Source organism: Nostoc linckia z4 (genome assembly GCF_002608075.1).
In the GTDB taxonomy this organism is placed as follows: domain Bacteria; phylum Cyanobacteriota; class Cyanobacteriia; order Cyanobacteriales; family Nostocaceae; genus Nostoc; species Nostoc linckia.
Genome location: NZ_LAHA01000031.1, coordinates 16,656 through 40,978, shown reverse-complemented (window position 1 = coordinate 40,978; position 24,323 = coordinate 16,656). Strand labels below are relative to the sequence as shown.

Below are 24,323 nucleotides of genomic sequence, written 5' to 3'. Positions count from 1 at the left end.
TGAGATATTTTAACTTCTGACACTGCCTACCTTAATAAGTAGGTGGACACAATTATTTAGAAGACGCATTTCGACTTCTCCCAAGGGGAGACGCTACGCCAAGCAAGCGCTCAATGCTCAGTAAGCTGATTCCAAGAGGTTTGAGCGGAGTCGAAGGCGAGATCGAGTTAGGTTTAATTTATTTCTACTTATTTTTCATAAATGATTGAAAATCACTGCAAATATATATTTGAGTAATTAATCTTTATATGCTATTCAACTCTTTTGAGTTTCTTTTTGTGTTCTTACCTATAACAATCTTCGGATTTTATGGATTAGGTAGCTTTGGGCTTCGTCAAGCCGCAATTATTTGGCTAACTTTAGCATCCTTTGTCTTTTATGGATACTGGAATTATGGCTCAATAATCCTCATTGTTTCATCAATGATTTTTAACTATAGAATGGGTATTTTGTTAGGAAATAAATACCAAAATAATCCAGCAAAATCATATTCAATGTGGGTTTATAATTTATTTTTGTATCTAGGTATTGCTGTAAATTTAGCCATATTAGGCTACTATAAATATGCAAACTTTCTTATCGATAACTTCAATGTATTTACTGGGGCAGAATTGAATTTAAAAAATATAATACTCCCACTAGGTATTTCATTTTTTACTTTCCAAAAAATTGCATATTTAGTTGATTCATATAATGGAAAAACTCGAAGTTATAGTTTTTTAGATTATTGTTTATTTGTCATATTTTTTCCTCAATTAATTGCAGGGCCAATTGTTCATCATTGGGAAATAGTACCACAATTTGCTAATCAAAAAATTATCAAATTTAGTTATGAAAATTTTGCATTAGGATGGACTATTTTTTCTTTAGGATTATTTAAAAAAGTGATTATAGCAGATGGTGTATCTGCATATTCAACACCCATTTTTGTCGCAGCTGCATCTGGAACGGAACTTGATTCTTTTGAAGCTTGGCGTGGTGTCTTAGCGTATACATTCCAGCTATACTTTGACTTTTCAGGATACTCAGATATGGCAATTGGTATTTCCAGAATTTTTGGTATTACATTGCCAATTAACTTCGATTCTCCCTATAAAGCTAATAGTATTATTGATTTTTGGAGGCGTTGGCACATTACACTGTCGCGATTTCTTAAGGATTATCTATACATTCCTCTTGGAGGAAATCGTAAGGGAGAAACGAGGCGATATCTAAATCTTTTGATTACAATGCTGCTTGGAGGTTTATGGCATGGTGCGTCATGGACGTTTGTTATTTGGGGAGGACTGCATGGATGTTATTTAATCATAAATCATTTATATATATCTATGAAAAAATATTTATCTTGGCATAATAATAAACAATCTATTTTGGAAATATTATTTTACCGAATACTGACTTTTTTATCTGTAGTTATTGCCTGGGTATTTTTCCGTTCAGAGTCACTTGATGGAGCAATTATTATTCTGCAATCAATGATGAAGTTTAATTTTAGTAGTTTCTTTCACAATAACTTATCAAATTTAACTTCCAACATTGTTTTCTATGGATTTTGGTTGCCCTTTTTATTGCTCATTGTCTGGTTTGCACCTAATACTCAACAGATACTTATGCAGTATAAACCTACTTTATCAAGTGATGACAGTAAAATTAATCATGGATTTTTATGGAAACCTAACTTACTTTGGGCAACAAGCTTAGGACTGATATCTTTTATAGCTATATCAAAGGTATTAGAAGCTAAAGCATCAGAGTTTTTGTACTTTCAATTTTAATCAAAATATGTCGTACATTAAAAAAGAAACATCCAAGTTTGAATTGCAAATATCGAGCTATTTTGAACATCAGCACAAGACATGTAAAACCTATTTAATCATTGTTTTTTTGTGCTTGTTTTTAGGATTATCTACTCATCTAATTTTGGGTTTTTGCTTAGTAGGTCGTTATATTATAGGTACAGAAGATTGGATATCAGTTGCACAAAAACATAAAAAAAATAAAGCTTTATCAGTTTTAGGCAATAAAATATTGATTGTTGCTGGAAGTAATGCCCTTTTTGGTATTAGCGCAGAAACAATTTCTCAAGAAATAGGAATACCTACAGTAAACTTAGCGATTCATGCAGGGCTTGATATTAAATATATACTCGATGATGCAAAAAAAAGTATAGCGGAAGGAGACATTGTTTTGTTACCCCTAGAATATAGTGCATACATGTGGGATGGTGAAATTAGCAATACTTATCTTAAACACGTCTTATCAAACGATCCTGAATATTTTCATAGCTTAAGCACTGTTGAAAAGTTCAATCATATTTTAAAAATATCTAATACAGATATTGTATTAAGTCTATTCATGAATAATATTAGACAAGATGTTTTTTTTGATTTACATAAAACTTTAAAAACTAAATGTTACACAGGATTTTCTTTTAATGGTTTTGGAGACGAACTTTGTAATATAGGTGGTAAGGCATTAGACACTTTACCTGTTCAATTTGATATTGGTGAAAACTACAAAATTGATAGTCACGGTATTATTGAAGATTTTCTTAATTGGTGCAAACACAAAAAAGTTAAAGTTTTAGCTCTTTATCCTGTTATGCAGCAAAAAGAGCAATATCACCAAAAGAAATATCAATTATTTTTTGACGATATCAAAAAATATTACCAACATAATAAAATTCCTATACTTGGAGATCCTTATCAAGCTACTTTACAGCATAATTTAATGTTTGATACTCACTATCATCCTAATGATATTGGTAGAAAAATAAGAACTCAACAAGTAATATCTCTTATTAAACCCTACATTTAAAAATTCAACTTGGTGTGTAGTGGCGCTATTCCAGTTCCATAAGCACTCAAAAAGACAGTTGATTATCGCTTGTCAAGCAATTTTATTAATCAGGATTATATATGAACTTTACTTTCAACGCATGGACTTTCGTTTTCGCTGCTAGTATCAATACTTGCATTGGAAATTTGTTATTGAAGCGATCGCGCCTTGAAGCCCCCGACCCTGGTTTAGTATCATTACTATTGTCCCCTTGGTTTATCAGTGGACTGGTTTTTTACAGCATCAACGTAGTTCTATTTGGCAAAGCATTAGATAAACTAGCAGTTTCCACAGCTTACCCCGTCTTCGCTGGGTTGGGATTTGGCCTAATTGCTATTACTGGAAATTGGTTTTTTGGAGAACGCCTTGCCCTCAACCAATGCCTGGGACTAGGAATAATTTTGATGGGGATTATTATTATGTCACGTTCTTAATTCATCAATCTCAATTTGGCATCGTTGCATAGCCGCAGAACCTCGACTTTTTCACAGAAGTCGGGGATTTTGTTTTTCATCAATAATTGTTCATTGCTATATATAAATTTATTTCAGAAAATTTACGGTAACAATCACCAAAGCGATCGCGGTATTTTAATTTAAATAAATTATTAAATTTTTCAGTGACAAAATTTACAAAATATGCCTAAACCAGGATGTAGAAGCCCCAACCAACGTCGAAGTGTACTTAATCTTAGCCCAAAACTTGTGCTTTATAGCACAGCACTGTTCTGACGAATGCTGAACATTTTCTCTTTTAGAATGTGAGAAGCCACACTCTAGTGGTCTGCCAACCCAAAAATGCTGGGTGGAGGTTGGGGAAAGGTTAAAGGGAAAAGGGGAAGGGATAAAAGCCTTTTCCCTTTATCCCGCCAAGTTTACTTGGCGAACTACTAGTGGTCTGCCAACACAAAAATGCGCTTGTGAGGGCTGGGGAAAGGGAAAGGTCTAAAGAGTAAGGGATTTAAAACCTTTCCCCTTTCCCCTTTCCCCTTTCCCCTTTCCCTTTAAAGAGCCAAGTTCACTTGGCGAACTACTAGGCGTCTTGGCGTCTACGAAGCTAGGCAGAAAATCTCTTTTCTCACACTCTGGCTTCGATGAGGACTTGTGCAGTATATGGGTTTCAATCGTGGAATTTTTAAATAATTTTTTCTCTGCTGACCAGTTTATTCCTCACGGACATTGCTACCTCTGGAAACCAGGACTTGTATGGTTGCATTTAATTTCAGATGTGCTAACTGCACTTGCTTATTATTCAATTCCAGTCATGTTAGTTTATTTTGTTCGCAAACGAAGAGATGTACCTTTTGACTGGATATTCCTGATGTTTAGCACATTCATTGTTGCTTGCGGCACAACTCATTTAATGGATGTGTGGACGCTTTGGTACCCTGCTTATTGGCTATCAGGGTTAATTAAAGCTATTACCGCTTTTGTCTCAGTAGTTACCGCTTTAGAACTTGTACCATTAATACCCCAGGCATTAGCTCTACCAAGTCCTGCTCAACTAGAGACAGCTAATTGCCAACTAGCAAAGGAAATTGGTGAGCGCAAACGCACTGAGGAAATTTTAAGAGAAAACGAACAACGCTGGCAATTAGCTTTACGTGGTAATAATGATGGAATTTGGGACTGGAATCTTAAAACTAATGAAGTTTTCTTCTCCACTCGTTGGAAGGAAATGCTTGGTTACCAAGACCATGAAATTTCTAACCATTTAGATGAAATGTTAAAACGAGTGCATCCCGACGATGTCAATTGGGTAACACAAGCAGTTGAAGATCACTTTGCTAAGAAAACACCTTTTTACATTACCGAGCATCGAGTTTTATGTAAAGACGGTAGTTACAAATGGATTTTAAATCGAGGTCAAGGACTGTGGGATGAAAACGGCGATGTAGTGAGGATGGCAGGCTCCCATACTGATATAACTGAGCGCAAGCAAGCAGAGGAGGCACTCAGTAGTTTACTTAATCAATTAGAAAACATAGTTGAGGAACGGACAGCAGAATTAACTAGAATTAATCAATCATTACAGACAGAAATTACTCGGCGTCAACGAATAGAAGTAGCATTGCGGGAAAGCGAACAGCGATTCCGGTGTGCATTTCATCAGGCTGCTGTCGGCATTGCTCATGTGGCAATAAATGGAAGATGGTTATTAGTTAATCAAAGGCTTTGTGATATTCTTGGTTATACACTCGAAGAACTACAATTGCTAACTTTCCAAGATATTACTTATCCAGAGGATCTTGAAGCTGACCTAAAATATGTTGAGGATATTCTAGCAGATCGCATTCCCACTTTTTCAATGGAAAAGCGCTATTTCCGCAAAGATAATTCCATTGTTTGGGTTAACCTCACTGTATCTTTAATGCGCGAATCTAACGCACAGCCAAAGTATTTTATTGCTGTCATCGAAGATATTAGCGATCGCAAGCATTCCCAAGAGCAAATTCGAGCATCACTTTTAGAAAAAGAGGTCTTATTAAAAGAAATTTATCATCGGGTAAAAAATAATCTACAGGTGATTTCCAGTTTGCTCAATTTGCAATCTGCGTATATCACAGATAAACAAGATTTGGCAATCTTCCAACAAAGTCAACAACGAATTGCATCAATAGCTCTGATTCACGAAAAATTGTATCAATCCCAAGATTTAGCAAGGATTAATTTTAGGGAATATACCCAAGATTTGGTGGCAAGTTTATTCACTGCATATGAGGTCAATGAAGATAACATAGCTGTAAACATCAATATTACTGAGGATGTTTTACTAGGTTTGGATACAGCTATTCCTTGTAGCTTAATTATCCACGAACTTGTATCTAATTCCTTAAAATATGCATTTCCCGCAAATACAAATGGTTCAATTTGTATTCAACTTTATCCCAGCGATGACAATAATTTGATTCTGAAAGTTAGCGATGATGGTGTTGGGTTACCTCCAGACTTTGATTTACAAAAAATAGCATCATTAGGTTTACAGTTAGTCGATGCTCTCACCTATCAGTTGGCAGGAACTATCAATATCAAAGGTGAAAATGGAGTAGAATGCCAGTTGAAATTTCCCTTTATATAAAAAATAAAAAATCTTTAATATGACAAACGCCAAAATTTTAGTTGTAGAAGATGAAGCTATTGTTGCCAAAGATTTACAGTATCGATTAAAGAAATTTGGTTATCTGGTTCCTACCATAGCTTCTTCTGGAGAAGAAGCCATTAATAAAGCTGTGGAAATTTTGCCGGATTTGGTGCTAATGGATATTAGGTTAAAAGGCAAAATGGACGGCATAGAAGCTGCTGAAGAAATCTCGAAAAAATTGGATATTCCAATAATTTATTTGACGGCTTATGCAGATGAAACTACATTGCAAAGAGCCAAAATAACTGAACCATTTGGTTATTTAATCAAGCCGTTTAAAGAAAAAGAATTGCAAACTAATATTGAGATAACTTTGGTCAAACACGGTTTAGAAAAACAACTAAAAGCAAATAAAAAATGGCTGGATGCACTTTTAAAAAGTATCAGCGATGGTGTGATTGCTAGCGATTTACAAGAATTGGTAACTTTTATGAATCCTGTGGCTGAAAATTTGACTGGATGGAAACAAGAAGAAGCTTTTGGGAAAAGTTCATCAGAAGTATTTAATATTGCCAATGGAGAAACTCACCACCCGATTGAAAATCCCATTGTCAAAGCCCTTCAAGATGGTAGTATCGTCAATCTACCAACGGAAACGGTTTTGATTGCCAGAAACGGCGCAGAAATCCCAATTGATGATAGTGCTGCACCAATTAAAGATGACAAAGATAACATTACGGGTGCTGTGTTGATATTTCGAGATATTACTGAGCGCAAACGCGCCATTGAAGCGCGACAAAAGCAAATAGAGCAAGAACAACTTGTGAGTCAATTAGAAGAAATAAATCAACTCAAAAATGACTTCTTGAGTTTAGTTTCTCATGAGTTGCGATCGCCTCTGAGTAACATCAAAGTCATGATTCAAATGTTACAAACTACTACTGATATTGATGAAACTCAACACTATCTACAATTAATGGATGCCGAGTGCGATCGCGAGCTAGAACTAATCAACGATTTACTAGACTTACAACGCCTAGAAAGCTCATCCTACTCCATAATTACACCAGATGCACTGTTGTTACAACAGTGGCTACCTTGGGTGATTGAGCCATTTCAAATCCGTATTCAAGAACATCAGCAAACTCTACAAATAAATCTTCCTGCTAATCTCCCCCCACTATTCTCAGACGGCACTAGTTTAGAACGAATCTTAGGTGAATTGCTCAATAATGCTTGTAAATATACACCTGCGGGCGGTGAAATTATCTTCAATGTACATCAAAATTCTTCAGAAACACCCCCAAGAACTATTATTAGTATCAGGAACTCAACAGAAATTCCGGCAATAGAATTACCACGCATCTTTGAAAAATTCTATCGCCTTCCTCATGCAGATATCTGGAATCAAGGTGGCTCAGGATTAGGTCTACCCATAGTACAAAAGTTAGTGGAACAACTGCAAGGAACCATTGAAGTAGAAAGCAGCAATGGATGGACGACATTCACCCTAACCTTGCCTGATTTATAGTTTGTTAGCTTGTATCAGTTACAAAAACTGAGATAATTAGAACTCAGAATTGGTGAATTTAGGAATCAAAATCAGAAAGTCAGGTTTTTAAAACCAACACTTTCTTAAAAATTTATGATGTTTGACGTTGATTATTCCGTAATTCAATTTACTGAATTCTGGCTTTTGAATTCACCAATTCTTTATTCTGATGATTAAATAGAAAAAATGTCATTAACTACATCTTCTACACCCCAAGGATTTAGTGCATTTATTACTAACTTGGGTATCCGAGATACAACAGATGATTTTGTTGTGATTAAATCAGCAGTTCCTTGTGTGGCTGATGGAGTTTTCACTCAAAGTCTGTTTGCTGGGCCGAGTGTTACTATTAGCCGCGATAATTTAAAGGATTCACAAGCACAAGCAATTGTTGTTATTTCTAAAAATGCAAATGTCGCTAATGGTGCTGTTGGTATTGCTGACGCTCAAGAAGTTTTACAATTAGTTGCAGCTGAAACTGGAATTGCTGCACATGATATTGTCATAGCTTCCACAGGTGTCATTGGTAGACGTTACCCCATTGAAAAAATCCGCGCTGGTTTATCAGGATTCGGAAAAAAATTGACTGCTGTTGATTTTGATGCCGCAGCCCGTGGTATTATGACCACCGATACAGTACCAAAATTAGCTACACGTCAAATCGGAAATGTGAATCTGGTGGGAATTGCCAAAGGCGTCGGTATGATTGAGCCGAATATGGCTACCCTCCTAACTTTCTTTTTTACTGATGCTGCTATTGAAGCAAATAGTCTGCGTTCGATTTTTCGCTCTACCATCGATAAAACATTTAATTGCTTGAGTGTAGACACTGACACTTCTACAAGCGACTCCGCCGTAATTTTAGCAAATGGTTTAGCAGGGGAAGTTCCACTAGAAGATTTTGCTAATGCTTTGCAAGAAGTTGCACATGAATTAGTTCTCAAAATTGCTAAAGATGCAGAAGGAGCTACTAAGATTATTGAGGTAACTGTGGATTCTGCAATTAACTATGCACAAGCAAAAAAAGTAGCTAAAGCAATTGTCAATTCACCATTAGTAAAAACCGCCATCTATGGCGCAGATCCCAACTGGGGAAGAGTTGCTATGGCTATCGGTAAATGTGAAACTGAACAAGAAATCAATTCCGAAAAGGTTGTTATCAGATTTGATAATGTGAGAGTTTATCCTGATACTTTAAGCCCAGAAAACCTTGAACAACTGCGGCAAATTATGTCCCAAGACAAAGTACATATTCATGTTAGCTTGAATATTGGCGAAGCTGCTGCAACTGTGTGGGGTTGCGATCTTTCAGAAGGTTACATAGAAATTAATGGCAAATACTCAACTTGAGTATAGCGGCTACTTAATATAATTACCTTCGATCTAATGCTTACAGGACTTACGCAAAATATCTCTCAAACTCTCATTTCTGTGTGAACTCTGTGCCTCTGTGGTAGCCTACGGCAAGCCGCTCCGCGTCTACGTTCTTCCGTGACTCGTGCGTAAGTCCTAGCTTATTTATATCGCAACATTGATGTGGTTGATTTAAATAACCTATCAATTTTCAAAGGCTATAAATATTAAGTAGTAGCCCCTAAATATTGCAATATATTTTATTGTGGGATGCGTGTCCTCACCCGTCCGGGCGGGCAGGATGCCCACCCCACAAGAGTTTATTAATACACCATTTTAGCCTTGACACGCCAGTAGTAGCGTGACCGGGCTAAAGCCGTAAAGCACCGCTATACAAGATGCAATTGACATAAGTAATCTATTTGTATTATAGTATAATACAGATGATATGAGTTAGATTAAAAAAACTTGCTAGCCAGTACAGCACGGTGAAAATAAACTTAACATTTGTACGCAATTAGTTGATATTACGAGAGAATTTTTGCAAAATCTCCTAGTTCAGCACAAAATAGCTCGATAACGCTACATAACTAGATAAATATGGATTTTGATTATTATAGAAGTAATGATGGCAGCCCTGTAAATAATACTCGTCAAAGCTTACTTGCTAGCGGTTGGCGGCCATTTCACCGAGAATTAGACTGGGGCTTTTTATGGCATTTAATATCTCATGATTCACGGGAATTAACTCAAAAAGGTTTGAATTTAGCAAGTAATTTTGCTGATATTTTAGGACGACATAATTATGCATGGTGGGCTAATTTACTCAATGTCGTATCTGATAATACGCGTTACGAAATTGAAAAATTTTGGAATTACATCACACCAGATCCTCAATCACCAGATCATCGCTACAAAGATGTTTTGAGTACGGAAACACCGATAGTTCAATTTGTCAGTCGCAGTAGTATTCCCATTGATTATGTTCTCAATCGATTGCAAGAAATTACTGTATTGCGTGTTTTACATTTGTTAGCTCGTCCTGACATTATTACCCAATATTACTCAGAAAGAGATTTTTACTTCCCTGTAGAAAAGTTTTTTAGTTGGGAGCGCTTAGATGTCATCAATACTGTTTATGCCTACTGGTCTCAATATGACGTTTGGTTACAAATCGATCCTTACGATCGCGGACGACGCCAATATACTTTAATGGCAAGAAATTTAGCGCCATTAATTAACAAAGCAACTTACGACTTAGCAGTAATGCTAAGTGGATATCAAAGTCGTGTAGGCAAAGTCCACAGTCAATTTCCCATTCGCACATTTCCAGAAGATATCCAAAACTTTACCGATTCTGTACAGCAAACAATTCTCAATCAAAATCAGTTAGCAGTTGTTGTACATGGAGAACCAGGGACTGGAAAAACAGCTTGGACACAAGCAGTAGCAAAGGAAATTCTCGTACCTTTGGGTTTTGTAATTTTCATTTTAGATCATGATGCCATTACCAACTTTGTGCCACCTACTTACTTAGAGCGAATTTGTATAGTAATCAATGAAGCCGATAATTTAGCCCAAAATCGTGCATCTGAAGTAGCGCAATACAATAACAAAACCGAACACATTCTGAGTTTGCTAGATGGTACTTTATATCAGAGTATAATTGATGATTCTGGTATTCAAATGCAGCAACGATTAGTTGTTTTAATGACTTGCAACACCACTGAAAGATTAGATCCTGCCATGTTACGTAAAGGTAGGGTGGATTTAATGTATGAGTTTACGCAATTGTTTGTGTAAAATCATTTTTTACATCTTTAGATCCCCGACTTCTTAAAGAAGTCGGGGATCTTGTTGATATAGATACATATTTTTATATTTGTGAATAATATACTGGCTTATATATTACTGTACTTCAATTAATTAACTCAAATTCAGCATTTTAATGAATACAACATCAAAAATTCAACACCAAAAAACTGCTTTGATTACTGGAGCAGCTAGTGGAATCGGCTACCAATTTACCCAGATTTTTGCCCGCCATAATTATAACCTTGTTCTAGTAGATAAGAACGAAGAAAAACTGACTGAAATTGCAGAAGAATTGCCTAAAAAATTTAATATTTTTGTCAAAACTTTTGCTAAGGATTTATCTATACCAACATCACCAGAAGAAATTTTTACAGAACTACAGCAAGCATCCATCAAAATTGATGTACTAATTAACAATGCTGGTTTTGGTACTTACGGAACATTTAGCGAAACAGACCTCACCACTGAACTAAAAATGCTACAGGTAAATATAGTGAGTCTGACTCATTTAACTAAATTATTCCTCAAAGATATGCTCGAACAGGATTATGGAAAAATATTAAACGTTGCCTCAGCTGCTGCTTTTCAACCGGGGCCTCTTATGGCAGTTTATTTCGCTACTAAAGCTTATGTATTATCATTTTCAGAAGCGATCGCTAATGAATTAGAAGGTACGGGTGTTAGCGTCACTGTTCTTTGTCCAGGGCCTACAGCCTCTCAATTTCAGCAAACAGCTGCAATGGAAGACTCAAAAATTGCCAGTGTTAACAGAATGATGAAGACAGAAACCGTAGCTAAGATTGGCTATCGCGGTTTAATGACAAACAAAACTGTTGTTATTCCTGGGATGAGAAATAAGATATTGACTCAAAGCGTCAGATTTACACCCAGAAATTTAGTTACAAAAGTTGTCAGAAGTATGCACGAACTGAAAAAGAACAAGTAGCTTGATATCTCAAAATTTTTGATGATGCAATAAAGATTCGCGTCACCCATCCGCGAATCTTCAATTTTTTCCATGTTAAATAATATATTGATATAAAAATTTTCAAAATTTAAAATATTTGATTTTTTCTGGAATTGATAGTAGAAGTCTTGTAGCTAAACACGAGTGTGAGGATTTGCAGACCAAAACTTACCAGGGAAATAAATAGTTGTGAAAATTCAACAATTGATTACAGAAGCACTTAATCTACCGAATAATGCGATCGCCTATCATATCAGTCAGGAATTAGCAGCAATTTATCCGCAGAAAGGACTGGTAGAAGGGAGCGATCCTACATTTAATTTAGAGAAGTTTGCTACGGTAAACCTTTGTACTCTTCAAAATAATATCTTTATCCATAATCAGATTACGACTAGCTGGGATGGGATGGAGGAAGAAATTTACAATCATACCGAAAATGCCAGTTTTGAAGTTACATGGCAAGGTGACAAACTCGATATCCTATTAATGAGTTGGCAAGAAGGTTATTGTAAAACTCGATATTACTGGATTTTGGCTGATAATAAAGAAATAGCTGAAAATTTTTTTGTTGATGTTTGTGATTGGAATTCCGAAATCCGTGATGAAGTTTTAGTCTTTGAAGATGGTTATTGGGAAAAAAACCAAGATTTATTTCAATCCATTAAGGGTGCGACTTTTGATAATCTGATTTTACAGGGTAACCTCAAGCAAGATATTCAAGATGACCTGAATACATTCTTTGCATCCCGCGAAACTTACGCAGCTTATGGTGTACCTTGGAAGCGGGGTATTTTATTCATTGGTTCGCCGGGAAATGGCAAAACCCATACAGTCAAAGCATTGATTAATCAAATGCAACAACCTTGCTTGTACGTGAAAAGCTTTAAGTCTGAGTATGACACTGATAGCGAAAATATTCGCAAAGTATTCAAACAAGCTAGGCAATCAGCACCTTGTATTTTGGTACTAGAAGATATCGATTCTCTGTTGACTGATGAAAATCGCTCTTTCTTTTTAAATGAATTGGATGGCTTTGCTTTGAACGAAGGAATCATCACCATTGCAACTACAAATCATCCAGAACGTTTAGATTCAGCAATTAGCGATCGCCCCAGTCGCTTTGACCGCAAATATCACTTTGAATTACCAGATATCGAAGTTAGACAAGCTTACATAGCATTATGGAATCAGAAATTAAAAACTGTAATGCAGTTGTCTGACGAAGCTATAAATCATATAGTTACACTGACAGACGGCTTTTCTTTTGCATATCTAAAAGAACTATTTCTCTCATCAATGATTCGCTGGATGGGAACTCTAGAAACCGGGGCAATGGAGAAAATTATGCTATCTCAAGTTGCAGTTTTGCGAGAACAAATGAGTAGTACAACTATTACTAATGAAGCTTCAGAAAATTAGAATGAAAGTTAATAAATTTCAAAATTCTACTGAATTTTATGCCAGGGTAAAAGACTACTTGCTGAATCAGGAAGGGCTACATAACTTACTGTTGGGAATTAGCCATACCTTGATTGAAAATCCCGAACGCTTTGACGAAAAGCCTTATTTGGCAACAGTGGAAGAAAATGGAGATATTGTAGCTGTAGCCATGAGAACACCACCTAGACTATTGCTACTCTCACAAATAAAAGATTTTCAAGCAGTAGAATTACTCGCCCAAGATTTATCTATCTCCTACCCATCACTACCAGGAGTAAATGCTCCCACAAATGAAGCACAAGCCTTTATTTTGGCGTGGCATTCGCTGACTGGTCAATCCTACCAGTTAAAACTAGTCTTGCGTATCTTCAAATTAGAAAAAGTAAAACCAATTTCTCAAGTTGCAGGTTATTTACGTCTAGCTACAGACAAAAACGGAGAACTTTTGAAAAATTGGTATGAAAGCTTTTCTTTAGAAGCTTTGGGCGAGATTGAATCAGATGCAGAACGCTGGGTTCAACGAGTTTTGCACCAAGGTATTGCTTACCTTTGGCAGGATGAAGTACCAGTTTCAATAGCTTGTCATGTTGGAAACACGCCCAATGGTGCGCGGATTAGTATAGTTTACACACCGCCAGAGTATCGCCGTAGAGGCTACGCTAGTGCTTGTGTGGCAGCTTTGAGTCAGACTTTACTAGATCGAGGAAATAAATTCTGTTTTTTATTCACGGATTTGGCAAATCCAATATCCAATCATATATATCAAGAAATTGGTTACCAGCCAGTGGGGGATTGGCATAATTACTCGTTCGTCTGAAAATAAAGAGCAACAAAAGCATAATTTTAGGTGAAGTTGTAGCTTGCTTTACCGAAGTGGAACCCAACAAACCCCGAAAAATGTTGGGTTTCCTTTTGGCAGAGCCGACACCAGTCGCTCATACGGGAAACCCCAAAGACCGTGCTGGCTCCCCAACCTACGCAGTTTAAGGTTTTTGGCTTTAACACCAAGCGGATTGATTAATAACCTTCTATTATAAAACCAGCAGATTGAATTATCTGTTTAATTGACTCTTCAGAAGCCGCAGTATCTACAGTTACGGTTTTTGTATCAACGTTCACATCTATTTTGGCATCAGATTCCATAGTCTGAATAGATTTAGTTATTTTCTTGGCGCAATCATCACCTTTAAGATTGGGAATTTTCAATTGAATTGCCATTCCTGACCTCGTTAACTTAACTGGAATTTCTCTTTTGTAAACATAATAAAGGTTGAAATAGTAAGCACACATCTTACCGCAGTGAGGTAATTGAGCATCCTCAAGATAGTAATCAATAATCGCTATCCTTCAATAGTTATACTATTAACTGATTTTAGTTTTTCCCTTACACGTTTTTTCTTTCCCATGTTAAGAGTTCCCTTGTCTTCACAGAAAAGCTTTCTTAACCCAAGCGTATTGATATATAAACAAGAGCAAGAATATTTAAGCTATCATCAATGCCAGAACATAACTTTATCACCATAACCGATGTCCAAGCAGCACAAGCGCGACTTTTGGGAATTGCCCACCGTACACCCGTGCTGACTTCTAGAATTGTTGACCATCGCACTCATAGCCAAGTATTTTTTAAGTGCGAAAATTTTCAACGCACCGGTTCATTTAAATTTCGAGGTGCATACAACGCCTTAGCGCAACTATCGCCAGCACAAAAACAAACAGGCGTTATCGCTTATTCATCGGGAAATCATGCCCAAGCCATCGCCTTAGCTGGACAATTACTAAATATTCCCACCACCATTGTCATGCCTGAGGATGCACCAGCTGTTAAGCAAACTGCCACCCGCAGTTATGGTGCAGAGATAATTTTGTACGATCGCCAAACAACAAACCGGGAACAATTAGCCCAAAGTTTAGCAAGCGATAAGAATCTCACACTGATTCCGCCTTACGACCATCCCCATGTCGTTGCAGGACAAGGTACAGCAGCTTTAGAACTAATTCAAGAAGTTGGCGAATTGGACTTGCTATTAGTTTGTTGTGGCGGTGGTGGCTTACTTTCCGGTAGTGCGATCGCCACTAAAGCACTTTTACCTGATTGTAAAGTCATCGGTGTAGAACCGACACTCGCCGACGATGCTACCCGTTCCTTTCACAGCAAAACCCTGCAAACTATCAAAAATCCCAACACCATAGCTGATGGTGCGCGGACTCCTAGCCTTGGTCAAATTACTTTTCCCCTAGTTTTGCGCTACGTCGATGATATGGTGACCGTATCTGAACAAGCAATTATTCGCACCATGTTTTTCTTGTGGGAACGTCTGAAAATCGTCGTTGAACCCACCGGAGTACTAGCCGCAGCTGCCTTACTCGAAAATGTAGTCACACTACCACAAGCCAAAATTGGTGTCATCATCAGCGGTGGAAATGTAGATTTGGCACAAGTTAGTAAATTATTTTCTCAATCTTAATCAAGGGATTGGGGAGATAGGGCAGGGGAAAATAATAACTCCCCAGTCCCCCTTGTCCTCTAAAATCTGCCCAAAAAACAGTAAATCAGAGGTTTTTGCTAAAATTGTTTACACATGTTAATATTTCATCCTTAATTTAGGTGCAATTACTCAATATGACGCTCATGAAGGCTGTTTTCAAGGATTCAGAGCAAGTAACTCGGTTCTTTTCTCACCTTCAATTTGATGGTGATAAACTCAATCATCAGCCAGGGAGTGTATTGGGAAGTACAGCGCTGATTGCAGGAACTACGGTAGGTGCTGGGATTCTCGCTCTACCGGCGGTTACTTTGCCATCAGGTATTTTACCCTCAACATTTGGGTTGATTGCTGTTTGGCTGTACGCTTTAATTTCAGGTTTGTTGATTGCAGAAGTCACTTTAAATACCATGCGCCAAGAAGGGCGTTTGGGTATAAGTCTGTTAGGAGTTGTGGAGAAGACTCTGGGAAAGGTGGGGGCGCGAGTTGCTAGCAGCGCATATTTGTTTATGCACTATGCTCTGTTGGTAGCATACATTACCCAAGGCGGAGAGATTTTAGGAAATGCGATCGCAACTTTTTGGGGTATGCAGAACTTATTGCCTACATGGGTGGGTACAACGGCTTTCACACTCATCTTTGGTGGTGTAATGTATGTCGGGCGAGAAAAGTTTGTTGAGAAATTAAACAGCGTCTTTGTGGCAATTGTTATTGTTTCTTTTTTGGGACTTTTATTGCTAGCAGGAGGACAAGTTAAAAGTAGCCAATTTTTAACTCAGAACTGGAGTGCTTTGGGTAGCGCAGTTTCAGTTATGTGTGTAGCAATGTTTTATCAAAACATTGTACCGGTGGTGGTGACGCAACTAGAAGGAGATGTCAGCAAGATTCGCCGGTCTATATTCATTGGTTCTTTGATTCCTTTAATCATGTTCTTGGCCTGGAATGCTGTAATTTTGGCAAGCGTCAGTCAGGATGTTCTACACAGCACATCTACAGGCAAAACTTTTTTTGACCCACTAGAGATTTTGCGAGCCGGTGGTGCGGGAGAATGGTTAGGAGTGCTAGTATCAGTGTTTTCGGAGTTTGCCATCGTCACATCATTCATTGGATTTGTATACGGTTTATTGGATTTGTTCAAAGATATTTTTGTAATTGCACCGGGTAAAGTCTTTACTCGCCTACCTTTATATTCGCTAGTTCTTTTCCCTCCCATGACTTTTGGTACCCTCAATCCCACCATCTTTTTTACTGCCCTAGATTACACAGGAACATTCAGCATCTCAGTTTTGGGTGGAATTATTCCAGCATTAATGACTTGGAAACAACGTCAAAAACAAAAAAATTCCAATAGCATCCATCAGTCACTCGTTCCTGGAGGAAAGTTGACACTAATTGCCATGATTGCAGTGGCATTATTCCTCATATGCGGACAAATTATGTCAGTTTACACAAATTAAAACTCTCAATTAAAATTGTGATGTAGTATATAAACATAAAAGTGTAGTATTAAATCCCAACCACAATCAAATGAGTGATTCTCGGCTCATCAAAATCAGCAAATATCTGAGCAAATACCTGCGACACACACCAGATGCAATTGGAATTGAACTGGCTCCCGGTGGTTGGGTTGCTGTTGATAAACTACTTACAGCTTGTGCGAAAAACAAGTTTCCCATTAGCCATCAGGAATTACAGCTAGTAGTTGCATCTAGCGATAAACAACGCTTTTCTTTTGACTCTACAGGTACTCTGATTCGTGCTAATCAAGGACATAGTGTAGAAATTGATTTGCAATTGGAACCTGTTGTTCCCCCAGAGCAGCTTTATCATGGTACGGGACACAAATCTGTAGAGTCAATTCTGAAAACAGGACTTTGCAAAATGTCGCGTCATCACGTTCATTTATCGAAGGATATTGCCACAGCCCAGAACGTGGGAGCAAGACATGGAAAACCAGTGGTTTTTATTGTAGATGCTGCGGCAATGCATAAGGCTGGTTATCTTTTTTATTGTTCTGATAATGGTGTTTGGTTAGTGGATAGCGTACCACCTGAATATTTACAAAGAATTTGAACGTGAAAAAAATTCAAGATATATAAAGAAATATAAATTTGATGCAGTGGCGTGGCAAGACTTTGCAATAAATTTTCTTGTAGTGCGGGCTAGAAGCCCCCACTGGACGGGCGAGACGCCCATCCCATAAGAGGAAAGCTAATCCACTATTTTAAACTTATTAACATACTTTGAAATATTAGTGCCGACTTACTTAACTCATCGTTCGCAATAAAAGTTACACTTTTATGCCAAAAAATTGGCTACTTCCTGCTAATTACCTGATGTTCAAATAAAATACACTATTCTAAATTCTTTTTCCGAGATAATTATTTGTCTAGAAAATATAAATGTTGACTATTATTAATTGTCTATCGATTGTTATTTCTATTGCAGTTCTATTCTGCTTAGTTAAGTCTCATAAGCAAACACAACGAGCATTGATTTGGTGGAATAGCAGGCAATCGATGAGAATGTATCAACAGGGTGAAATGATTCAAAATGGCTTGCTACAAGAATCATTTGTCATCCGACGACATTTAGAAGTATCCTTGCTAAATCCTTCTGTTTCTCAACAGCAACAAGAGAAATATTACCTAGCAACTATTGAGAAGTTTCATCATTCACTCAAAGAACTGAGTGATTACTTATTTCCTGCACATATTGACGATAGTCTACCATTAGCAATTAGGCATATACTCGCTAAATGGGAATCACAGATTCCAAAACTAAATTTCCAAATAGAGTTGCCAAATGATTGGCATCACGAGTCAGTTTTTATTAGTAGTGTCATTTTGATAGCACTAGAGGATTTGCTGCAAATTATTTCGCCAACTATTTCTCATAAATTATCTCTATCTGTCAGTTTAAAATCCAAAAAAAGTTGGAATGAATTGACGGTTAATTTTAGTGGTATACAAATATTTAACAAAAGCAACAATTCTAATTTATCAGAATTAGATTATCTGCGTCGTGCATTTATTTTTTTAACATTAGGAGAATGCTTTTATCAGAAGAATAATAATGATGAAATATGGTATTTTCGCTGGCGATCGCCAGAAAATACTAAGCATACATAATACTGATAAAATTAAACTGGCTATAATAACTTTCTTAAAAATTATTCACAGTTCGTATCAGGAGAGTTAAATATGTATTCAGCTAACAACCAGAGAATTCTGGTAGTTGATGACCACGAATCTGTTTTATATGCAACCATCAATGTATTAAAAAAGCACTATCCACAAGCTGAAACTATTCAAGCGCAAAGCATAGAATCAGCACTCAAGCAATTAGAAAATGTCAAATTTGACTTGATTATAGTTGATTTAGCTATGCCAGAAATCATAGGAGGAACTGCCGAAATTGACAATGGTATTCAGCTACTCAAGACACTAATGCGGCAAGATCCAAGTTTGAATATTGTCGTACAAACTGCTAATACTCGTGCTTTAGTGCGGCTAAAAGCTGCAATTAGTAATCACGAAGGAGGTTTTACAGTTGCAGATAAAAGCTTGCCAATGAGTGAAATGTTAACCAAAGTTGATTGGGCACTCAAAGGTTTGCATAACACTCCTGTAGAAATACGTTCTGGTTTGGAGTTGAAACCGGAATGGCTAAAAGTTTTACAACTGGCATTTAAAGAAGGTTTAATGGATAAACCTATTTCCAAACAGATGAATATTTCTGAACGAACAGTAAGGCACTATTGGACTAAAATTTATGATGTGTTGCGAATTTACCCAGATGAGGGCAAAAATCTGCGAATTCAAGCTGAAATTCGAGCCAGAGAGGAAGGATTAATTGATTAATCAGAATTCAGAATTCAGGAGTCATAATTTAGCATTTACAAAATATAAATAACAGAATTATCAAATATCTATGGTGCGTCGAATTTGGAGAATAATTAATTCTAAAAATCAAGTTTGGCGTGTAGGTTTACTGCCAGGAATTAGTGCAATTGCATTCGTAATTGCATTGCGGTTAGTAGGTTCGCTCCAGTTTTTAGAGTTGGCTGCTTATGATACATTGATGCGGCTGCGTCCACAAGAAAAAATTGATGAGCGAATTTTAATCGTAGGAATTAACGAAAAAGATATTAATCGAGTTAAAAGTTATCCCATTCCTGACCGAGATCTTGCCTTGTTATTGAATAAATTAAAAACTTACAAACCTGCTGTAATTGGACTAGATATTATTAGAGATTTACCCCAAGAACCAGGACATACAGAACTCGTTACAACTTTAGCAGAGACTAAAAATTTAATTGCTGTTGAGAAAGTTTTACCAGATCTTAGTGGGTTCACTTTCAATCCACCACGGACTTTAACCCCAGAGCAAGTGGGCTTTAGTGATGCTTTAATTGATGGAGATGGAAAGCAACGTCGCAGTCTCTTGGCTACATCTAATTCCAATGGAGAATGGAAGCTTTCTTTTTCCTTGAGGTTAGCACAAATCTATTTAAAAACTAAAAATATTGCTCTCGACAATGTGGATGAAGACCCTTATAGTATGAGATTTGGTGTAACTAAACTTCCGCGTTTTCAACCTAATTCAGGTGGATATATACAAACAGATGCAGGTGGTAGTCAAATATTAATTAATTTCCGCAATTGCCGCAAACCTTTTCATACAGTTTCCCTAACAGAAATTCAAAGTGGAAAGGTTAATCCTGATTGGATTCGTGGGAAAATTGTCTTGATTGCTATGACTAGTCCTAGCGCCAAAGATTACGTAAATTCATCTGCAATCAATAGCGAAAATCCGGCTCTAAACTATGGTGTTGAAATTCAAGCACATGTAGTTAGTCAATTAGTGAGTGCGGTCTTAGATAATCGACCGATGATTAATGTTTGGGGAGATGGATGGGAATATTTATGGATTATCAGTTGGGGAATTTTGGGTTTAAGCTTAGGCCGTGGAATTCGCAATCCATTAAAGATCCTTCTTTATATTATTATCGCTAATATTTGCTTATTTTTTATATGTTATGGATTAATTATTATTGGTTGGTGGATACCAATTGTACCAGCTTGTTTAATTTTAGTTTTTAATGGTATAGGTTTAGCAGCCTTTTATCGATATGATGAAGCATTACGCGATCGCATTCAATATCGACAGTTAATTATCGACCAAGTTTTTGATACCATCCATAGTCATCCCTTGCAAACATTGAACATAATTTTAAGAGAAGTTCAAAGCGATGAAGGGTTATCGAATCAAGAACTTGTATCCCAACTTCAACAACTAAATCAAGAACTGCGCGATGTCTACGATTTAGTCAGAAAAGAAGCTGCAACTGAATTAAATAATTTTTATTCGCCACAAGAACAAAGATTAGATTTATCTCAACCCCTTGATGAAATTCTTTTTGAAGTTTACAACGATATTTTAGAGCGAGACTATAGTTTCTTTAAAAATATAAAACAGAAGATATTCAAGTTTGAACCGATGGATGAATGCAATTTAAGCATTGAACAAAAGCGAAGTCTTTGCCGCTTTTTGGAAGAAGCATTGCGAAATGTCAAAAAGTATGCTGATGGCACTAATCGTTTGGAAATAATTTGTAGTCAAGAGGATGGTAAAAATGTAATTCGGGTAGCAGACAACGGTTTGAAAATTGAGACGATGGCAGATTTATCATCACATTCAGGGTTTGGAACTAAGTTAGCTAAAAATTTAGCAAAACAATTGCGTGGTGAATTTAAGCGATATCCAAATACTCCAAGAGGGATAGTTTGTCAACTTACTTGGTCTGCCAGAAAACTGTGGTTTTGGCGATTTTAACAACTGCAAAATCAGAGCGTCAATCATGCGTTGATACTGACGATCGCAGTCATGGCGATCGCATCCTGCCAATGATTGTTGATATTTTCCCATATCAAAGCAATACAAATACCCAATGTAGAGACGTTGCATTGCAACGTCTCTACAAGATTTGGCAACGATATGCAAACAGATTGGCACAAACGTGCAATGCAATTGGCAGAAACAGCTAACAAATTCTCTGGTCAATTATTTATTGTATTAATCAAACGCGATCGCAATGAAATTTATACCTATTTCATTGCAGTGCTACAACAACAAGTCTTTTGTTTACTTAACCATAAGGAGTATGAGATATGGCAAAGGAAGCCTCAGCCGCAACTACAGTCATGTCAGTAATTTCGCTAGTTTTTGGAATTATAGGTTTGTTAGCATCTTTCATCCCTTGCTTTGGAACATTTGCCATCTGGCTGGCATTACCATCTTCTGTTGTGGGTGGAATAGCTACTTACTTGGCTTACTCCAAGGCAGAGTCGAAGGTGTTTCCCTTAGTAGCACTAACTATAAGCACTATTGGTTTAGTAATTTCTGGTACTCAAATTATCGCATTAAATGGTGCCACTCGTAGCATTCAAGATGGTATTCAGCGAGGCCTTGAACAAGGGCGTTAAAAAGCAATAATCGTTGCAATTGTGAAATTCTTTAAGTACTTACCGGACATCTACAGAGAGTATCGATATGTCAACTACGGCTTACTTGTACTCGCTATGATTTTTTTACTCTACCCACTTGGGGTTTCTATTCCAGGCCAGGTAGAGGCTTATCTCCCCTTCGAGTTACCTACAATTCCAAGCTATATTGCCACAAATTATCCCGATTTACCCTGTTCAAGTTGCGGTTTAACACGAAGTATTGTTGCTCTGTACCATTTTGATTTGGATGCTGCTTTGGCTTTTAATAAAGCCGGAATTTTAATTGTAGCTTTAGCGATCGCTCAATTTTTTCTCCGGTTTCCGTTGTTGTTCTGGAAATCTTCAGGACTTTGTTGGTTTGACTTGATTCAGTTAGTAGCTTGTGGCTTAGTTGTTCGGATGTTTCTAGATACGAGTATGATTTTCGGATAAGGTAAATTCATGAAATCATTTTTTTCTTCTCAATCTTCTAAATTCAGTCTAATGATGACTCTTTGCACATTTGGTGTATCAGTATTCAATATTCCTGCGTTAGCATCTCCCGATGAAGTTTGCATAAAAACATCATCAGGTCAAGTTGTCTGTGGAAAATCTGTACAAAGCCCAAATTCAAGTTCCCAGAAACCTGATAGTGATGAGACGATACAAACAGGAGTATATGATAATTACGTATTGGATCTAAAATCCTGTAGAAGAAAAGAGAGAGGACTTAGTTGTACTCTTTTTCTTAGCAGTAGTGAAGACAGAAGTTTTGAGTTATACACGAATTATAATAGGATTGTAGATAACGAAGGTACTGAATATCTTCCAAATACGATTCAAGTTGGAAAAAATATGGCTGGCAAAGGTGGTGTTATTAAAATGAATTTCGTAAAGAATATAAAATATAAAGCTGTTCTCATTTTTGATGAGATACCTACTTCAACTTCTTACATAAGTTTATTGCAGATAGTAACCGGCTATTTTCTTCGTGGTGAACCACCAAAATTTCGGAATATTCCTATTATTAATCCTGATGGTTCATTTGCTCCCGTTCCTGATACGCCAAAACCTCGCGTTTCACAACCATCATCAAATAATAATTCTATTCCTAAACCCAAAGTTTGCTTACCTGTTGTAGGTTGCTTGTAATACCAATACATCTAAGCCAATTGCAGAAATGCTCACCATATTTAGATCCCCGACTTCTTCAAGAAGTCGGGGATCTGGGCATCAACTTTTGCCAATTGTTTGGCGCTTTCTTGCAAAACCTAATACTGTAGATGGAAAGCCATTTCCTGATTATGTTGAGTTTATTGCTAATAATAAAATAGTTTGCGGCAAATTTTTTACAGGTCGTGTTAATCCAAATGGGAACAGTGTAACAGTTATTGAAGATACGTGTTTGAGATTCAGTTAGTTACTGCTGATGCAAATATTATTGTTGTTGATGCTTTCTACCTCATCCCAATATCTCCTCCAACTCCTTGATGACAACTGCCTTTAGTAATGGTAAAGAATGCTGAACCGTTGCCCATACTACAGCAACATCAACCTGCCAATATTCGTGTACAAGCATATCCTTCATACCTGCTATTGATTTCCAAGGTACATCTGGATAGTGAACACGACGCTCATTAGGAATTTTTTTAACAGCTTCACCAATAATTTCTAAGAGCTTCACCACCGCCAAAGTTTTCTCTCTGTTTGACTCAAAAGACTCATAATTAACACCATCTACAAATAAATCAATTTCGATAATAGCGTCTAAAATATCCTGTAAAAATTCGGTATAACTACGCTTCATATATAAATTGCTTCAGCCAAAACACGATCGCGAATCCGAGGTTTAAGCCCACTCTTAGTTACAATATCTACTTTCACCCCAAAAAGCTGACTTAAATAATCTCTAAGTTCTACCAACATAATGAAGGTAGGTGCTGTTTCATAATCAACCAGAATATCAATATCACTCAATTCTGTCTGCTCTCCCCTTGCATAAGAGCCAAAGATACCGATTTCTGTAATTTGATAAGTTTCACAGAGAGATTGCTTATGTAGTGATAAGACTTGTCGGAGTTCATCAAACGTTTTCATAACAATCAGAAAGTTTAACCTTCAGACAGATAAGATACAGAAATATTAAAGATATGTCCCTGACGTATTTTAACTTGGTGCGATGTCTACGACAAGCCGCAAAGCGTCTACGCAAAATACCAGCCTCAATCATTTTTCCATGTGGGAGCAATCACAGTCACAGCGATCGCATTTTTTCAATAATTATTGAGATTTTCACATTTTCA

Annotated in this window: 23 protein-coding genes; 20 read left to right on the top strand and 3 right to left on the bottom strand. The window is 36.9% G+C overall.

Annotated features, from left to right (window positions below):
- Positions 1-278: 278 nt before the first annotated feature.
- From VF06_RS22680 to VF06_RS22635, 10 genes are all read left to right on the top strand, one after another.
- Positions 279-1,775, top strand: a complete 1,497-nt coding sequence (locus VF06_RS22680) for an MBOAT family O-acyltransferase (protein ID WP_244918066.1) — start codon at positions 279-281, stop codon at positions 1,773-1,775.
- 7 nt (positions 1,776-1,782) lie between these two features.
- A complete protein-coding gene (locus VF06_RS22675; RefSeq protein ID WP_099067537.1) occupies positions 1,783-2,817 on the top strand; it encodes a hypothetical protein in 1,035 nt (344 codons plus the stop codon).
- 101 nt (positions 2,818-2,918) lie between these two features.
- Positions 2,919-3,272 carry a DMT family transporter gene (locus VF06_RS22670; RefSeq protein ID WP_099067538.1) on the top strand — a complete coding sequence of 118 codons (354 nt, stop codon included), beginning with the start codon at positions 2,919-2,921 and terminating at the stop codon, positions 3,270-3,272.
- A gap of 688 nt (positions 3,273-3,960) precedes the next feature.
- On the top strand, positions 3,961-5,916 hold the full coding sequence (locus tag VF06_RS22665; RefSeq protein WP_244918069.1) for a PAS domain-containing sensor histidine kinase: 1,956 nt from the start codon (positions 3,961-3,963) through the stop codon (positions 5,914-5,916).
- Between the two features lie 19 nt (positions 5,917-5,935).
- The gene (locus tag VF06_RS22660; protein ID WP_099067540.1) at positions 5,936-7,450 is read left to right on the top strand and encodes a hybrid sensor histidine kinase/response regulator; all 1,515 of its coding nucleotides are present in this window, start codon (positions 5,936-5,938) and stop codon (positions 7,448-7,450) included.
- 207 nt (positions 7,451-7,657) lie between these two features.
- Positions 7,658-8,821, top strand: a complete 1,164-nt coding sequence (gene argJ / locus VF06_RS22655; RefSeq protein ID WP_099067541.1) for a bifunctional glutamate N-acetyltransferase/amino-acid acetyltransferase ArgJ — start codon at positions 7,658-7,660, stop codon at positions 8,819-8,821.
- A gap of 603 nt (positions 8,822-9,424) precedes the next feature.
- Entirely contained in the window at positions 9,425-10,627 is a 1,203-nt protein-coding gene (locus VF06_RS22650) for an AAA family ATPase (protein ID WP_099067542.1), read from the top strand.
- Between the two features lie 145 nt (positions 10,628-10,772).
- Positions 10,773-11,585, top strand: coding sequence for an SDR family NAD(P)-dependent oxidoreductase (locus VF06_RS22645; protein WP_099067543.1), 813 nt, complete (start codon positions 10,773-10,775; stop codon positions 11,583-11,585).
- Between the two features lie 210 nt (positions 11,586-11,795).
- Positions 11,796-13,025: an AAA family ATPase gene (locus tag VF06_RS22640; RefSeq protein WP_099067544.1), complete on the top strand. Its 1,230-nt coding sequence runs from the start codon at positions 11,796-11,798 to the stop codon at positions 13,023-13,025.
- Between the two features lies 1 nt (position 13,026).
- Positions 13,027-13,863: a GNAT family N-acetyltransferase gene (locus VF06_RS22635; RefSeq protein ID WP_099067545.1), complete on the top strand. Its 837-nt coding sequence runs from the start codon at positions 13,027-13,029 to the stop codon at positions 13,861-13,863.
- Positions 13,864-14,063: 200 nt separating this feature from the next.
- Here VF06_RS22635 and VF06_RS22630 read toward each other — a convergent pair whose 3' ends face one another.
- The gene (locus VF06_RS22630; RefSeq protein ID WP_099067569.1) at positions 14,064-14,264 is read right to left on the bottom strand and encodes a heavy-metal-associated domain-containing protein; all 201 of its coding nucleotides are present in this window, start codon (positions 14,262-14,264) and stop codon (positions 14,064-14,066) included.
- 278 nt (positions 14,265-14,542) lie between these two features.
- On the opposite strand from VF06_RS22630, the gene VF06_RS22625 reads away from it, so the two are divergent.
- From VF06_RS22625 to VF06_RS22580, 10 genes are all read left to right on the top strand, one after another.
- A complete protein-coding gene (locus VF06_RS22625; RefSeq protein WP_099067546.1) occupies positions 14,543-15,514 on the top strand; it encodes a threo-3-hydroxy-L-aspartate ammonia-lyase in 972 nt (323 codons plus the stop codon).
- A 164-nt stretch (positions 15,515-15,678) separates the two neighbouring features.
- Positions 15,679-16,989 (top strand): amino acid permease, encoded by a 1,311-nt coding sequence (locus tag VF06_RS22620; protein WP_371411454.1) that lies wholly within the window; start codon positions 15,679-15,681, stop codon positions 16,987-16,989.
- 70 nt (positions 16,990-17,059) lie between these two features.
- Positions 17,060-17,605 (top strand): RNA 2'-phosphotransferase, encoded by a 546-nt coding sequence (locus tag VF06_RS22615; RefSeq protein ID WP_099067548.1) that lies wholly within the window; start codon positions 17,060-17,062, stop codon positions 17,603-17,605.
- Between the two features lie 452 nt (positions 17,606-18,057).
- Entirely contained in the window at positions 18,058-18,663 is a 606-nt protein-coding gene (locus tag VF06_RS22610) for a hypothetical protein (protein ID WP_099067549.1), read from the top strand.
- A gap of 72 nt (positions 18,664-18,735) precedes the next feature.
- Entirely contained in the window at positions 18,736-19,395 is a 660-nt protein-coding gene (locus VF06_RS22605) for a response regulator transcription factor (protein WP_099067550.1), read from the top strand.
- Positions 19,396-19,465: 70 nt separating this feature from the next.
- Positions 19,466-21,370 (top strand): sensor histidine kinase, encoded by a 1,905-nt coding sequence (locus VF06_RS22600; RefSeq protein ID WP_099067551.1) that lies wholly within the window; start codon positions 19,466-19,468, stop codon positions 21,368-21,370.
- On the top strand, positions 21,358-21,582 hold the full coding sequence (locus VF06_RS42135) for a hypothetical protein (protein ID WP_143861706.1): 225 nt from the start codon (positions 21,358-21,360) through the stop codon (positions 21,580-21,582). Before VF06_RS22600 ends, VF06_RS42135 begins: the two co-directional genes overlap by 13 nt.
- Before the next feature lie 123 nt (positions 21,583-21,705).
- The gene (locus VF06_RS22590; RefSeq protein ID WP_143861705.1) at positions 21,706-22,020 is read left to right on the top strand and encodes a hypothetical protein; all 315 of its coding nucleotides are present in this window, start codon (positions 21,706-21,708) and stop codon (positions 22,018-22,020) included.
- Positions 22,021-22,041: 21 nt separating this feature from the next.
- On the top strand, positions 22,042-22,473 hold the full coding sequence (locus VF06_RS22585) for a DUF2752 domain-containing protein (RefSeq protein ID WP_143861704.1): 432 nt from the start codon (positions 22,042-22,044) through the stop codon (positions 22,471-22,473).
- Between the two features lie 9 nt (positions 22,474-22,482).
- Positions 22,483-23,172: a hypothetical protein gene (locus tag VF06_RS22580; RefSeq protein WP_099067555.1), complete on the top strand. Its 690-nt coding sequence runs from the start codon at positions 22,483-22,485 to the stop codon at positions 23,170-23,172.
- Between the two features lie 310 nt (positions 23,173-23,482).
- Here the strand turns inward: VF06_RS22580 and VF06_RS22570 are convergent, their stop codons facing one another.
- Together VF06_RS22570 and VF06_RS22565 are read right to left on the bottom strand one after the other, a co-directional pair.
- The gene (locus VF06_RS22570) at positions 23,483-23,827 is read right to left on the bottom strand and encodes a HepT-like ribonuclease domain-containing protein (RefSeq protein WP_099067557.1); all 345 of its coding nucleotides are present in this window, start codon (positions 23,825-23,827) and stop codon (positions 23,483-23,485) included.
- The gene (locus tag VF06_RS22565) at positions 23,824-24,117 is read right to left on the bottom strand and encodes a nucleotidyltransferase family protein (RefSeq protein ID WP_099067558.1); all 294 of its coding nucleotides are present in this window, start codon (positions 24,115-24,117) and stop codon (positions 23,824-23,826) included. Before VF06_RS22565 ends, VF06_RS22570 begins: the two co-directional genes overlap by 4 nt.
- Positions 24,118-24,323: the final 206 nt, after the last annotated feature.